The sequence below is a fragment of the Virgibacillus halodenitrificans JCM 12304 genome, assembly GCF_001310895.1.
Lineage (GTDB): Bacteria > Bacillota > Bacilli > Bacillales > Amphibacillaceae > Virgibacillus_Q > Virgibacillus_Q halodenitrificans.
On the sequence record NZ_BAZS01000011.1, the window covers coordinates 79,459 to 93,874 of the forward strand.

Here is a 14,416-nt window from a genome sequence, read left to right on the forward strand (position 1 = left end):
AATGAGTCAATCTCTTTTATATGAAGGAAAAGCTAAGAAGGTTTATCAAACGCCAAATAAAAAAGGTCAGCTTATTTTAGCTTATAAAAACGATGCGACAGCTTTTAATGGCCAAAAGAAAGCTTTATTTGAAGGTAAAGGACGATTGAATAATGAAATTTCATCACGTATTTTTCAAATCCTTCACCAAAAAGGGATTGAAACCCATTTTATTGAACAGTTGAATGAAACAGAGCAGCTGGTACATCAAACCAAAATCATTCCGATGGAAGTGGTCATAAGGAATATGGCCGCAGGGAGTATTACGAAAAGGCTTGGTATTGAAGAAAGAACCATATTTTCGCAGCCTCTTATTGAGTTGTTTTACAAGGAGGATTCCCTTGGGGACCCGTTGATGAATGATGAGCATGCACTGTTTTTATGTAATGTTACTTCTTCAGAATTAAGAGAAATAAAGGCAAAAGCTCTAGAAATTAACACACAGTTAATAGAAATATTTGCTGCAATAGGAATTACTTTAGTAGATTTCAAGCTGGAATTTGGCAGACTTGCCAGTGGTGATATTGTGTTGGCAGACGAGATTTCACCAGATACGTGCAGGCTATGGGATGTAACAACACATGAAAAACTGGATAAGGATGTTTTTCGGCAAGGGACTGGAAATTTAATAGAAGTATATGAAGAAATACGACAACGATTGGAGGCAATATCATGAGAAAAGTTACTGTTTTCATTACATTGAAGCAAGGTGTGCTTGATCCGCAAGGCAAGGCTATACAGGAATCATTGAACTCTTTAGGATATAAAGAAATACAGGAAGCCCGGGTAGGGAAGTACATTGAATTGCAGGTGGAAGAAGGCCCTGAACTGGAAGCAAGAGTAAAGGGAATGTGTGACAAGCTTTTAGCGAATCCGGTTATTGAGGATTATCGTTTCGATGTGGAGGAGGCTGTTCGCTCGTGAAATTTGCAGTGATCGTATTTCCGGGATCAAATTGTGATCGTGATATGTACCATGCTATTAAAGATGTAATGAGGGTCGAAGCAGATCTGGTTTGGTATGAAAATAGTAATCTTGAAAACTATGATGGGATTCTATTACCTGGTGGATTTTCCTATGGTGACTACCTTCGATCAGGAGCGGTTGCGGCTACTTCTGAAGTAATGAAGCAGGTAAAGGAACATGCCTCCAAAGGAAAGCCTGTGTTAGGTGTTTGTAATGGATTCCAAGTGTTGACAGAGGCTGGACTCCTTCCGGGAGCTCTCATGCGCAATAAGAATCTTTCCTTTATGTGTCATCAGGAGCCTTTAGTCGTGATGAATAACAAAACACCGTTTACAACTGGTTATGAACAAAAGGAAGTGATACATCTGCCAATCGCCCATGGTGAAGGAAATTATTTTTGTGATGAAGCTACATTACTGGAATTAAAAAATAATGATCAAATTGTCTTCACATATAAAAACAATCCAAATGGTTCGATTGATAATATTGCCGGGATTGTTAATAAGGAAGGAAATGTGCTTGGTATGATGCCACATCCGGAGCGGGCGGTAGAAGCGTTATTAGGCAGTAATGACGGGATGAAGTTATTCCAGTCAATGATTAAAAATTGGAGGGAATCCTATGTTACAAATGCATGATATCAGCCCAGAGCAAATTGAAAGCGAAAAGATTTACCGTGATATGGGGTTAAGTGATGAAGAATTTAACATGGTAAAGAAGATACTTCATCGATTACCGAATTTTACAGAGACTGGAATTTTCTCAGTAATGTGGTCAGAGCATTGCAGTTATAAAACATCTAAGCCCCTGTTGAGTAAATTTCCAACAAAGGCTCCGCATGTTCTGCAAGGACCTGGTGAAGGAGCGGGGGTTATTGATATTGGGGATAATCAAGCTGTTGTTTTTAAAATCGAAAGCCATAACCATCCTTCCGCAGTAGAGCCATATCAGGGTGCAGCCACAGGTGTTGGTGGAATTATTCGCGATGTATTCTCTATGGGTGCTCGTCCGGTAGCACTCATGAACTCACTGAGGTTCGGTAATTTAACTACAGATCGGGTGAAATATCTGTTTTCTGAAGTAGTCAATGGGATTGCAGGATACGGAAACTGTGTTGGTGTACCTACTGTTGGTGGAGAAGTTCAATTTGATGAAAGCTATGAAGATAATCCGCTTGTAAATGCCATGTGTATTGGTCTTATCAACCATGATGAAATCCAAAAAGGTATTGCCGCTGGTGTTGGTAATACGGTTCTCTATGCAGGAGCTCCGACTGGACGTGATGGAATACATGGGGCAACATTTGCATCCGATGATCTAGCGAAGATGCTGCTAAAGATCGCCCTGCCGTACAGGTTGGTGATCCGTTTATGGAAAAGCTGCTTATTGAAGCATGCTTGGAAGTTATCCACTCGGATGCACTTGTAGGAATGCAGGATATGGGAGCAGCAGGCCTTACTTCCTCAGCCAGTGAAATGGCGAGTAAAGCCGGAACAGGAATGGAAATGAATTTGGACCTTGTTCCACAGCGCGAACAAAATATGAACGCATATGAATTAATGTTATCAGAATCACAGGAAAGAATGCTTCTTGTTGTTAAACAAGGAAGAGAACAAGAAATCATTGAAGTGTTTGAAAAATATGGTCTTCAAGCTGTTGCAGTTGGTGAAGTAATTAGTGAAAAAGTATTTCGTATAAAACAGCATGGAGAAATAATGGCTGACATTCCTGTAGATTCTCTTGCAGATGATGCTCCAGTGTTCCACATGCCATCAAAAGAAGCTGTATATTATAAGGAATTTCAAGAAATGGAAATGGAAACTCCAACGGTTACTAATCATTCAAAAATGCTAAAAAAGCTGCTTCAACAACCAACAATTGCGAGTAAGGAATGGGTCTATGATCAGTATGATTCCATGGTACAAACAAATACAGTTGTTACACCAGGCTCGGATGCTGCTGTTATTCGTGTGAAAGGTACAGACAAAGCATTAGCAATTACTACAGATTGTAACTCCCGTTATATTTATCTTGATCCGGAAACTGGTGGGAAAATTGCTGTTGCTGAAGCGGCAAGGAATATTATTTGTTCTGGAGCCCGTCCACTTGGTCTTACTGATGGTTTGAACTATGGGAATCCAACAAACCCGGAGATTTTCTGGCAAATGGAAAAAAGTGTTGAAGGTATGAGTGCGGCATGTGAGGCACTCGGTGCTCCAGTTATCAGCGGAAACGTTTCTTTATATAATCAATCAAAAGGAAAGTCCATTTTTCCTACTCCAATTGTAGGTATGGTCGGGCTTCATGAATCCCTTGATCATATTACGCCTAGTCATTTTCAGCAAGCTGGTCATCTTATTTATGTAATAGGAGAGGCAAAGGCTGAGTTCGGTGGCAGTGAGCTCCAGAATATAGTGAATAATGGAGTGTACGAAGGTAAAGCGCCGACCATCGATTTGCAAGTTGAGGCTAAAAGACAACAGGAAATTTTATCTGCTATTAAAGAAGGTATTATAGTATCTGCCCATGATCTTTCCGAAGGGGGATTAGCAGTAGCGTTGGCGGAAAGCCTGTTCCATGATAAGGGGCTTGGCCTTGAGGTTTCCTTGACAGGGGACGATACTGTCCAATTATTTAGTGAGACACAGTCACGTTTTGTTGTATCCGTACAAGCTGAAAATAAAGAAAAATTTGAATCTATTGTCGATAATGCCAATCAAATTGGAATTGTTATAGATGATCACAAGTATACGGTTAAGGTAAATAATGAAACTATCATTCAAGAAAATGTGCAAGAACTACAGAAGTTATGGAAAGGAGCTATCCCATGCTTGCTGAACTCAAAGGCATAAATGAAGAATGCGGCATATTTGGAATATGGGGTCATGATAAAGCGGCAGAACTAACCTATTACGGCTTACATGCCTTGCAACATCGCGGGCAGGAAGGTGCTGGAGTAGTTGTCAGTGACGGAGATAAGCTGAAGGTTCATAAGGATGTTGGTCTAGTTAATGATGTATTTAAAGATGCTGATTTTAACAGATTGTCAGGCCAAGCTGCAATTGGTCATGTGCGTTACGGAACCCAGGGAGAAGGTGGCTCTGACAATGTTCAACCACTACTGTTTCGTTCTCAAAATGGGAGTATGGCTTTAGCACATAATGGAAATATCATGAACGCATATAAGCTTCGGGGAGAATTGGAAGCAGAAGGAAGTATTTTTCAAACCACATCAGATACAGAAGTACTTGCACATTTAATTAGAAAAAATGGCAGGGAGACAAATGAGCTTTCCATATCAGAAGCACTTCAACAAGTAGTTGGTGCCTATGCATATGTGATTTTAAAGGAAGATAAAATGTATGTGGCACTTGATCCAAGAGGTATTCGCCCACTTTCCATTGGAAGATTGGGTAGTGCCTATGTTGTAGCTTCTGAAACCTGCGCATTTGATTTGATTGGGGCAACCTTTGAGAGAGAGGTTCTTCCTGGTGAATTGATTACGATCAGTGATGAAGGAATGGAGTTCACCCGTTTCGCTTTAAGAGAGCAACGGAAGATGTGTGCAATGGAATATGTCTATCTATCCAGACCAGATAGCAATTTAAACCACGTTAACGTCCATGCTTCCAGAAAAAGAATGGGTATGGAGCTTGCGAAAGAAGCAGCAGTGGAAGCTGATTGTGTGATTGGGGTTCCTGATTCAAGTATTTCATCAGCAATTGGATATGCTGAAGAAACTGGCTTACCTTATGAAATGGGAATCATTAAAAATCGGTATGTTGGCCGTACTTTTATTCAACCATCTCAGGAATTACGGGAACAAGGTGTGAAAATGAAGCTTTCGCCTGTTCGCGGTATTGTTGAAGGGCAACGGATTGTCCTAATTGATGATTCAATTGTTAGAGGTACTACAAGTAAAAGAATCGTTCGGATGCTAAAAGAAGCAGGAGCAAAAGAAGTACATGTCCGGATCGCTTCCCCGTCAATAGAAAATCCATGTTATTACGGGATTGATATGTCAACAAGAGAAGAATTAATTGCTGCAAACAACTCATTAGAGGAAATATGCGAAATCATCGGCGCAGATAGCATTGCGTATTTATCTGCAGATGGACTGGAAAGAGCCATTGTAAAGGATAAGACAATACATCAAGGAATTTGTAATGCATGCTTTACAGGGAAATATCCAGTTACAGAAGAAGGCCGAGCGACCATTTCTTATGTAAAATGTTAACACTACAAGCTAAAGGGTGGATGAATGATGGCGAATGTTTATAAAGAAGCAGGTGTAGATGTAGAAAAAGGCTACGAGGCTGTTGAACGAATGAAGAAGCATATAGAAAAGACAACTCGACCAGAAGTATTGGGTGGAATTGGGGCCTTTGCCGGATTATTTGAACTGACATCCTTTAACTACAAAGAACCAGTATTAGTATCCGGAACAGACGGAGTTGGTACAAAGTTAAAGTTAGCTATCCAATTACAGAAGCATGACACAGTAGGAAAAGATCTTGTTGCAATGTGTGTAAACGATATTGTAGCACAGGGTGCCCAGCCATTATTTTTTCTTGATTATATTGCCTGTGGAAAAAATGAACCTTCCATGATTGAGCAGCTCGTTGCTGGAATTTCCGAGGGCTGTGTAGATGCAGGAGCAGCATTAATCGGTGGTGAAACTGCAGAAATGCCAGGAATGTATCAGAATCAAGATTATGATTTAGCGGGATTTGTTGTGGGAATTGCGGAGAAGTCAAACTTAGTGACAGGAGAATTTATTCAGGCAGGAGATGCAGTGATTGGTCTAGCCTCTAGTGGTATTCACTCCAATGGCTATTCTTTAGTCCGCAAAATTGTAGATGGTTTGTCTTTGGAAGAAAACCACGGGTTAAACAGTACGCTTGGTGAGGTCTTGTTAACACCAACAAAGATTTATGCGAAGGCTATGAAGGAAGTCATGGCTAAGGTAAAGGTGAAAGGGATCTCTCATATTACCGGTGGAGGATTTTATGAGAATTTTCCACGCATGCTGCCGAAAGAACTTGGTGTGAAAATAAACCCGACTTCATGGGATATTCCAGAAATCTTTCCATTCCTCCAAAAGAAGGGTTCCATTACCGATGAAGAAATGTTTGGTGTTTTTAATATGGGGATTGGTATGGCTATCGTAACGGAAAAGGAAAATGCTGAGCACGTGTTAAACATATTGCAGGAAAATGGGGAAAAGGCTTACCACATTGGTGAAGTAATTACTGGTGAAGGAGTCCATTTTACAAATGAGTAAAGTAAAAGCGGCGGTATTTGCATCTGGAACTGGAAGTAATTTTCAAGCATTGCTGGAGACGGATAACTTACAATGTGAAATTGCTCTTTTAGTATGTGATAACCCTCATGCAGCCGTAATAGATAAAGCATCTGCCTATAAAATTCCTGTGTGTTCGCTTTTAACCCGAAAAGCTTTTCCTCCAAAGCAGCTTTTGAAGAAAGGATAGTTGAACGACTACAGAAGGCTGGGATAAGCTGGATTTTCTTAGCGGGCTATATGCGACTCGTGGGTCCCACGCTATTGGAGGCTTTTAATAATAAAATTATAAATATCCACCCATCTCTACTGCCTGAATTTCCCGGCAAAGATGCGATTGGCCAGGCGTATCATTCAGGCGTAAGGAAAACGGGAGTAACGATTCATTATGTGGATGAAGGAATGGATACAGGGCCAATAATTGCTCAGGAGTCTATAGAAGTTTTAAATGAAGATACAGAACGGTCATTGAAGGAAAAAATACAGCAAGTCGAGCATCAATTGTATCCAAAAGTAATTAACCAACTTTTACAGCAAAGTGAGGGATTGATATGAAAAAACGCGCACTGATCAGTGTATCTAACAAAGAAAATATCATTGATTTCGCAAACAATCTTACTGAACTAGGGGTGGAAATCATTTCTACTGGTGGGACATTACGTGTCTTGAAGGAAGCTGGAATACCAGCCTTTCCAGTAGATGAAGTGACTGGCTTTCCTGAGATTCTTGATGGTCGTGTGAAGACCCTGCATCCGCTTATACATGGTGGCTTACTTGCAAAACGATCAGAGGCAGCGCATATGGAACAATTGGAAGCAAATCAAATTACACCAATTGACTTTGTCATTGTGAACCTTTATCCGTTTAAACAAACGCTTGAACAAGAGGGAGTTTCCCATGAAGAAGTGATTGAAAACATTGATATTGGTGGACCGACAATGCTACGTGCAGCAGCGAAGAATTACACAGATATTACGGTAGTTGTTGATCCAGCCGATTACTCTTCTGTTATTGAAAATGTACGAAATAACACACTCGATATGAATAAACGTCAACAGCTTGCTGCAAAGGTATTTCGTCATACGGCAAACTATGATGCATTAATCGCAAATTATTTCACAGAGCAAACGGAAGAAAGATTTCCTGAAACCTATACGATTACATATGAAAAAGCTCAGAATTTACGTTATGGAGAAAACCCTCATCAAGAAGCAGCTTTTTATAGAAAACCGCTTAGTGGGGGGATGAATCTTGCCACAGCGCAACAATTACATGGAAAAGAGCTATCCTATAATAATATTCAGGATGCAAATGCTGCCCTGGAAATTATTGCAGAATACTTGGAATCACCAGCAGTCGTAGCTGTTAAGCATATGAATCCTTGTGGGATTGGAGTTGCTGAAACGATCAGTAAAGCTTTTGATCGGGCATATGAAGCAGATCCTATTTCCATTTTTGGTGGGATTGTTGCCTCCAATAGAGAAATTGATGAGGAAACTGCAAAGGAGCTTAGCAAAATATTCTTAGAGATTATACTTGCACCTGGATTTACAGAAAAAGCCTTGGATATTCTAACACAAAAGAAAAATATCCGTCTGCTGAAGTTAGATATGGATACGAAAGAGGAAACCACCCACAAGGTAACGAGTGTAGGTGGAGGTGTGTTAATTCAAACACAGGATGATGGGATGGCAAAGCCTGACGAGCTAACTGTTGTCACGAAGCGCCAACCAACAGAACAAGAGTTAACCGATTTACTTTTTGCATGGAAAGCTGTTAAGCATGTGAAGTCTAATGCAATTGTACTTGCAAAAGAAAATCAGACCGTTGGTATCGGAGCTGGCCAGATGAATAGAATAGGAGCAGCCCAAATCGCAATTGAACAAGCAGGAGACAAGGCTTTAGAATCGGTGCTTGCTTCGGATGCTTTCTTTCCAATGCCGGATACAGTTGAAGCAGCAGTCAAGGCTGGTGTATCAGCAATAATTCAGCCAGGTGGATCTAAGCGTGATGAGGATTCCATTAAGGTTTGCGATGCACATAACATCGCTATGGTGTATACAGGAATGCGTCATTTTAAACATTAAATAAAACAACCCAGCACGCTTGAAAGGGGACTGAAAATGAACGTATTAGTTGTTGGCCGGGGTGGTCGTGAGCATAGTATTATTAATAAATTGACTAAAAGTCCGCAGGTGGATAACCTCTATGCAGCACCAGGGAATGGAGGTATTAGGGAAGAGGCAGCATGTGTAGAAATTGATGAAATGGATATACAGGGTTTGATTGAATTTGCTAAAACTAATTCTATTGACCTTACTATTGTCGGACCGGAAAATCCATTAAATGAAGGTATTGCCAATCATTTTATAGAAGCGGGGTTAACCGTATTCGCACCTTCAAAAGAAGCTGCTTTGTTAGAAGGAAGTAAAAGCTTTGCTAAAGGTTTTATGAAAAAACATAACATTCCAACAGCCGCTTATGCGACTTTTACCTCGGTGGAAAAGGCGAAAGATTATATTGAAGAAAAGGGTGCGCCCATTGTTATTAAAGCAGACGGCCTAGCTGCCGGCAAAGGTGTAGTGGTTGCATTTACTAAAGAACAAGCATTGGAAGCTGTAGACCAAATGATGGTTAATAAGGCGTTCGCGGAAGCTGGAGCAACGATTGTTATAGAGGAATTCCTTGAAGGGAAAGAGTTCTCATTAATGGCCTTTGTTCATGGTAATAAGGTTTTTCCAATGGTAACTGCTCGAGATCATAAGCGTGCTTTTGATAACGACCAAGGACCAAATACTGGAGGAATGGGTGCTTTTGCTCCGGTTGCAGACATAACCAAGGAGCATCTTGACTTTGCTTATTCAGAGATTCTGCAAAAAACGGCTGACGGGTTAGTAGAGGAAGGACGCTCATTTACCGGAATACTTTATGCAGGACTCATTATGACTAAAGAAGGGCCAAAGGTCATCGAATTTAATACACGCTTTGGTGATCCGGAAACCCAAGTTGTATTACCATTACTAAAAAATGATCTCGTACAGGTAATAAAGGATGTTCTTCAAGGAGAGGATCCACAACTTGAATGGGAGAAAGCTTCATGTGTCGGTGTTGTTATCGCTTCTGAAGGGTACCCGGGTACATATAAAAAGGGGATAAAATTGCCAGAATGGAAACATGCCCCAAATTTCTTTGCCATACATGCTGGCACAAAGTGGGACGGGGAAACAATCGTCTCGGATGGAGGCAGAGTGCTATTAGCAGGCGCTAAAGAAGTTAACCAAGAAGCAGCACAACGTACCGTATACGAAATGCTTGATTCACTGAAGGTGAAGGAAGGCTTTTTCTATCGTAAAGATATTGGCATGTGATCTAATCCACTCTCATATTGTAATGAGAGTGGATTTTTTTATTCGGAAACCGATAAACAGAACCTGTGAAGTAGCCAGAGCCTGAAACATAAGTAATCTGAATAGTTCGTAAGGGGATTACTTTATTTTAGCTCGTTCTAAGGCTCAATGAATTGAAATTTTTGTCACAAAATAGTCATGTATAATTTACAGTAACTTTACTGCGTTAAAGTGGGAAATGTGTTAAACTAGAAAAAAATAATTTGTTGGAGAGTTGTTCATGCTTGATAAGGGATACTTTTGGAGAAATAGAGAATTAAGACGACATGTCAGGGTATTGGATGGATTAGAAGCTCCTACCTTGGTTTTAAAAAATAGTACGTATTTAAATACATTTACAAAGCAGTGGCTGGAAGGCCATATTTGGATCGTTGATGATCGTATTGTGTATGTTGGAAGTAAACTACCAAGGAACACAAGTGGGACGGAAATAAAAGATTGTGAAGGAAAATACTTGGTTCCCGGTTATATAGAGCCACATGCCCATCCTTTTCAACTATACAATCCAGAGGAATTGGCGAATTATGCAGCCAGATTTGGCACGACCACATTAATTAATGACAATATGTTGTGGCTTTTTTTATTAGAACAGAAGAAAGCGTTTACTTTATTGGAGGAGTTTAGTAAGTTACCATCCTCAATGTATTGGTGGGCTCGTTTTGATGCTCAAACAGAACTACAGGATGAGGAGGAAATGTTTAACACTCCTGATGTACTCTCCTGGTTATCACATCCGGCAGTTGTCCAAGGAGGAGAATTAACATCATGGCCAAAATTGCTGGCAGGAGATGATCGCCTTCTATACTGGATTCAGGAAGCTAAACGGCTTGGTAAGCCTGTGGAAGGCCATTTTCCTGGAGCCTCGGAAAAGACTTTGACTAAAATGAAATTGTTAGGAGTAAGTGCGGATCATGAGTCAATGACTGGAGAAGAGGTAATCCAGCGCTTGCAGCTAGGCTATCGTGTTGGGTTAAGACATTCTTCCATTAGACCAGACCTACCTAAATTAATAGATGAGATTGTAAAGCTAAAGCTACCAACCTATGATAATCTGACCTTTACAACAGATGGAGCTACGCCTGGTTTCTATGAACATGGGTTGATTAATATTTGTATTGAAATAGCTATCGAACATGGGATTCCTGTGGAAGATGCTTATCGAATGGCCAGTTATAATGCAGCAGTTCATTATAATATGGAAGAACAGCTTGGGAGTATTTCTCCTGGTCGCATCGCACATATAAATATCTTACAAGAAAAAGATAATCCACATCCGACAGGGGTGTTAGCAAAAGGGAAGTGGGTTGTGAAAGAGGGAGTCGCAAAAGAACAAAAACAGTTGATAGACTGGGAAAAATACGGACTGAAAAGCTTAGAACTTGATTGGGAAATGGATGAGAACGAATTGCAATTTTCTGTTCCGGTAGGTCTTGACTTGGTTAATGATGTAATTATTAAGCCGTATGCAATTGAAACGGATATCACGCTGGAGGAAATCCCCTCTGATAAAAATGAAGCTTTCTTATTGTTAATTGATCGTGAAGGTAAATGGCGAGTCAATACGACAATAAGAGGATTTACTGAAGGCCTCGGTGCAATTGCAAGTTCGTATTCAACTACTGGCGACCTTGTTTTTATTGGGAAAAGTAAACCGGATATTTTACTTGCGTGGAAAAGATTAAAAGCAATCGGTGGAGGCATTGTCCTTGTACATGAGGGAGAAGTGCTCCTTGAAATACCTTTGAATTTAAGTGGTATTATGCACAATGGTACAATGGAAGAGCTTATTGCAAAAGAAAATAAGTTCAAACAGATCTTGAAAGATTTTGGTTACCCTTATAATGATCCGATTTATACCATCTTCTTCTTATCGTCAACTCACTTACCATATATACGTATTACACAGCAAGGAATTGTCGATGTTATAAAGAAAGAAGTACTCTTTCCAGCCAACATGTGCTAGCGTATAATAGATTATAAGAATTTATTAAAAAGGTGTGGGGTCATGAGGAAGTTACTATTCAGTCTGCTCATTTTAATGCTTATTTTGGCAGGCTGTTCAAAAGAGGAACGAAAAGCAGAAAACAGTGAATCAAAAGAAAATAGTGTTCAGGAAAAATCACAGATACCAGACAAACAAGAGAAGGTCTATCCTTTAACTGGAAAGAAAGCCACTGATAATATAAATCAACGTATGATTGGTGTAATGGTAAATAATCATACAAAAGCAAGACCCCAAACAGGCCTATCACAGGCAGATATGGTTTTTGAAATTTTAGCTGAAGGGCAAATCACCCGGTTTCTGGCTTTGTTTCAAAGTGAACTGCCGGAAGTAGTAGGCCCTGTGCGGAGTGCGCGTGAATATTACTTTGAATTGGCAAAGGGATATGGAGCACTGTATATTTATCATGGTGCAGCCGGGTTTGTTAATGATATGATTAAGGATAGAGGCATTGAGCATTTGGATGGCGCAATGTATGATAATGATGGTAATTTGTTTAAACGGGAGTCTTTTAGAAAAGCACCTCATAACTCGTATTTACAGGTAGATGCTGTATATGATGTTGCTTCCAAAAAAGGTTATAAAACTACACATGAATACGAACCATTGCCGTTTTTATCAAAAAAAGAAGTAAAAGAGCTTTCTGGCGAACCGGCAAAGCATGCCAAGATCACTTACTCAGATAACCCAATGGAAATAGTGGAATATGAGTATAATGGAGATGGGGCATATAAACGGTTTAATGACGGAGAGCAAACGGTGGAGCTCAATACAGAAGAAGCGATTCAAGTTGAAAATGTACTTATCGTAGAAACAGATCACAAAATAATTGATAAAGCAGGACGTCGTTCAGTTGATATGACATCAGGCGGTGATGCATACTTGCTTCAAAATGGACAAGTACAAAAGCTCCAGTGGGAAAATCGGGATGGTAGAATTATTCCAGTTAAAGATGGCAATGCTGTTGGCTTTGTTCCCGGTAAAACTTGGATTAATGTAATACCGTCAAGTCCTGGTCTGCAACAAATGGTTACAATAATGAACTAGTTAAGGAGCAGGAGGTGTTCGTTTTGCAAATTGATAAATTGCGAGGTAAACAATTAGATCAAATGTTTGATGCTATTCTTTCATTAAAGGATCGAGAGGAATGCTATCGTTTTTTTGATGATATGGCTACAATGTCTGAGATTCATGCAATGTCTCAGCGCCTGCAAGTAGCAAAAATGTTAAGTGAAGGCAGAACATATAATGCCATTGAGCAGGAAACAAATGCATCAACAGCTACTATTTCACGTGTGAGAAGATGCATGAACTATGGTAGTGATGGATACAAGATGGTGTTAGACAGAATTATGGATGAGGGATAATAAGAAGAGATGCCGTTTCAACTAACGCATCTCTTTTTTTACAAGAAGCTCAGCTATATTATTACACATAATATAAAAACTCTGAACTGACTAAGAATATAGAGGCTGCGTAAATCACCGCTACGGGGAAATATTCCGCTTTCCGCGGGCGGCTGATGAGCTTCCTCACGCTACGCGTTCGGGGATCTCATCGAGGCCTCTCCTCCCGCAGGAGTCTACATATTTCCCCTTCGCTACTTTTTACTATTATATCTAAGAAAAAAATTGCGTTAGCATACACTCAAAATACGCTGTGTAAGAATTGATTGGAGTGGAATGCGGCTACTCCTGCCGGGCGGCAAAGAAGACACTTTGAGGTAACGAAAAGATGTCGCGCTTGTACCCGGAGGTGTGAATGCGTCCGCATGCAACGAAAATCAATGAGTACATCCACTTCTTTAAAATGAGAAAAACTCTACTCCGTAGTTTCTTCCACTTATGTCCAAACTATTATAAGCAAGAATGCTAAGTATACTATTCCTAAAGTCTTTTATTAAAACTGATAAGATTGTTTTGGGGGGAGTTTGTGTGAAACCAATTATTGATGCACATATACATCTGGATTTATATAGTGCCGAAGAAAGAAGCAGTCTTCTGCAGGGATTAGATAAGACCAGCACAGAAGCACTTATTTGTGTGTCAAATAACTATGAATCTGCTAAAAAAATATGCAAATTGGCGAAGCAAGATAGACGTATTAAGCCTGGAGTTGGCTATCATCCTGAACAGGAACTACCTACTGATACGGAAAAAGAAGCATTGTTCCATTATATAAAGAAGCATCATAAAGAGATAACTGCCATCGGTGAAGTTGGTCTCCCATATTATACGCGAAAAAAGAATCCTGAAGTTTCACTCACTCCATACATAGAGCTACTCGAAGATTTCGTTAAAATAGCTGCAGACTTAGATAAACCGATCGTTCTTCATGCTATTTATGAGGATGCCCCTCTTGTATGTGACCTTTTGGAAAAGCATCATATACAGGCCGCGCATTTTCATTGGTTTAAAGGAGATACAAAAACAGTCGAGAGAATGATTTCAAATGGATATTATATCTCCATTACTCCTGATTGCTTATACGAACAAGAAATCAGGGAAATAGTACGTACTTACCCATTGGAGCAAATGATGGTAGAAACGGATGGACCGTGGCCTTTCAAAGGGCCTTTTCAACATCAATTGACACACCCTAAAATGATACATGCATCTATTGCGGAAATAGCTAAGTTAAAGGGACGGGATTTAGGACAAGTATATGATAAACTATATGAAAACACAGTAAAGTTTTATC

The 14,416-nt window shown here is 40.0% G+C and carries 11 protein-coding genes and 2 pseudogenes; all 13 read left to right on the forward strand.

The window, feature by feature from the left end:
- The first annotated feature begins 1 nt into the window (after position 1).
- The gene (purC, locus tag JCM12304_RS08115) at positions 2-715 is read left to right on the forward strand and encodes a phosphoribosylaminoimidazolesuccinocarboxamide synthase (protein WP_060679669.1); all 714 of its coding nucleotides are present in this window, start codon (positions 2-4) and stop codon (positions 713-715) included.
- Complete coding sequence (gene purS / locus JCM12304_RS08120) at positions 712-963, forward strand: phosphoribosylformylglycinamidine synthase subunit PurS (protein WP_060679671.1); 252 nt, start codon at positions 712-714, stop codon at positions 961-963. The genes purC and purS overlap by 4 nt, the downstream gene beginning before the upstream one ends.
- On the forward strand, positions 960-1,643 hold the full coding sequence (gene purQ, locus JCM12304_RS08125) for a phosphoribosylformylglycinamidine synthase subunit PurQ (RefSeq protein ID WP_060679672.1): 684 nt from the start codon (positions 960-962) through the stop codon (positions 1,641-1,643). The genes purS and purQ overlap by 4 nt, the downstream gene beginning before the upstream one ends.
- A pseudogene (gene purL / locus JCM12304_RS08130) lies at positions 1,627-3,857 on the forward strand (phosphoribosylformylglycinamidine synthase subunit PurL). Before purQ ends, purL begins: the two are co-directional and overlap by 17 nt.
- Positions 3,833-5,242, forward strand: coding sequence for an amidophosphoribosyltransferase (gene purF / locus JCM12304_RS08135; RefSeq protein ID WP_060679674.1), 1,410 nt, complete (start codon positions 3,833-3,835; stop codon positions 5,240-5,242). Before purL ends, purF begins: the two are co-directional and overlap by 25 nt.
- Before the next feature lie 27 nt (positions 5,243-5,269).
- Positions 5,270-6,289, forward strand: coding sequence for a phosphoribosylformylglycinamidine cyclo-ligase (gene purM / locus JCM12304_RS08140; protein ID WP_060679676.1), 1,020 nt, complete (start codon positions 5,270-5,272; stop codon positions 6,287-6,289).
- A pseudogene (gene purN, locus JCM12304_RS08145) lies at positions 6,282-6,862 on the forward strand (phosphoribosylglycinamide formyltransferase). Before purM ends, purN begins: the two are co-directional and overlap by 8 nt.
- Entirely contained in the window at positions 6,859-8,394 is a 1,536-nt protein-coding gene (gene purH, locus JCM12304_RS08150; RefSeq protein WP_060679678.1) for a bifunctional phosphoribosylaminoimidazolecarboxamide formyltransferase/IMP cyclohydrolase, read from the forward strand. The pseudogene purN and the gene purH overlap by 4 nt, the downstream one beginning before the upstream one ends.
- Positions 8,395-8,430: 36 nt before the next feature.
- Positions 8,431-9,675 carry a phosphoribosylamine--glycine ligase gene (gene purD / locus JCM12304_RS08155; RefSeq protein ID WP_060679680.1) on the forward strand — a complete coding sequence of 415 codons (1,245 nt, stop codon included), beginning with the start codon at positions 8,431-8,433 and terminating at the stop codon, positions 9,673-9,675.
- A 259-nt stretch (positions 9,676-9,934) separates the two neighbouring features.
- Positions 9,935-11,677, forward strand: a complete 1,743-nt coding sequence (locus JCM12304_RS08160) for an adenine deaminase C-terminal domain-containing protein (protein ID WP_060679682.1) — start codon at positions 9,935-9,937, stop codon at positions 11,675-11,677.
- A 42-nt stretch (positions 11,678-11,719) separates the two neighbouring features.
- Positions 11,720-12,763: a DUF3048 domain-containing protein gene (locus JCM12304_RS08165; protein ID WP_060679683.1), complete on the forward strand. Its 1,044-nt coding sequence runs from the start codon at positions 11,720-11,722 to the stop codon at positions 12,761-12,763.
- A 23-nt stretch (positions 12,764-12,786) separates the two neighbouring features.
- Complete coding sequence (locus tag JCM12304_RS08170; protein WP_060679686.1) at positions 12,787-13,083, forward strand: YerC/YecD family TrpR-related protein; 297 nt, start codon at positions 12,787-12,789, stop codon at positions 13,081-13,083.
- A gap of 567 nt (positions 13,084-13,650) precedes the next feature.
- The coding region (locus tag JCM12304_RS08175; protein WP_060679688.1) for a TatD family hydrolase at positions 13,651-14,416 on the forward strand (766 nt) is incomplete at its 3' end.

What these genes read in the sequence shown, in the direction of transcription:
- purD (WP_060679680.1), top strand. Translation starts at nt 8,431, where the DNA reads ATGAACGTATTAGTTGTTGGCCGGGGTGGTCGTGAGCATAGTATTATT.
- purS (WP_060679671.1), top strand. Translation starts at nt 712, where the DNA reads ATGAGAAAAGTTACTGTTTTCATTACATTGAAGCAAGGTGTGCTTGAT.
- JCM12304_RS08160 (WP_060679682.1), top strand. Translation starts at nt 9,935, where the DNA reads ATGCTTGATAAGGGATACTTTTGGAGAAATAGAGAATTAAGACGACAT.
- purC (WP_060679669.1), top strand. Translation starts at nt 2, where the DNA reads ATGAGTCAATCTCTTTTATATGAAGGAAAAGCTAAGAAGGTTTATCAA.
- JCM12304_RS08165 (WP_060679683.1), top strand. Translation starts at nt 11,720, where the DNA reads ATGAGGAAGTTACTATTCAGTCTGCTCATTTTAATGCTTATTTTGGCA.
- purM (WP_060679676.1), top strand. Translation starts at nt 5,270, where the DNA reads ATGGCGAATGTTTATAAAGAAGCAGGTGTAGATGTAGAAAAAGGCTAC.
- purH (WP_060679678.1), top strand. Translation starts at nt 6,859, where the DNA reads ATGAAAAAACGCGCACTGATCAGTGTATCTAACAAAGAAAATATCATT.
- purF (WP_060679674.1), top strand. Translation starts at nt 3,833, where the DNA reads ATGCTTGCTGAACTCAAAGGCATAAATGAAGAATGCGGCATATTTGGA.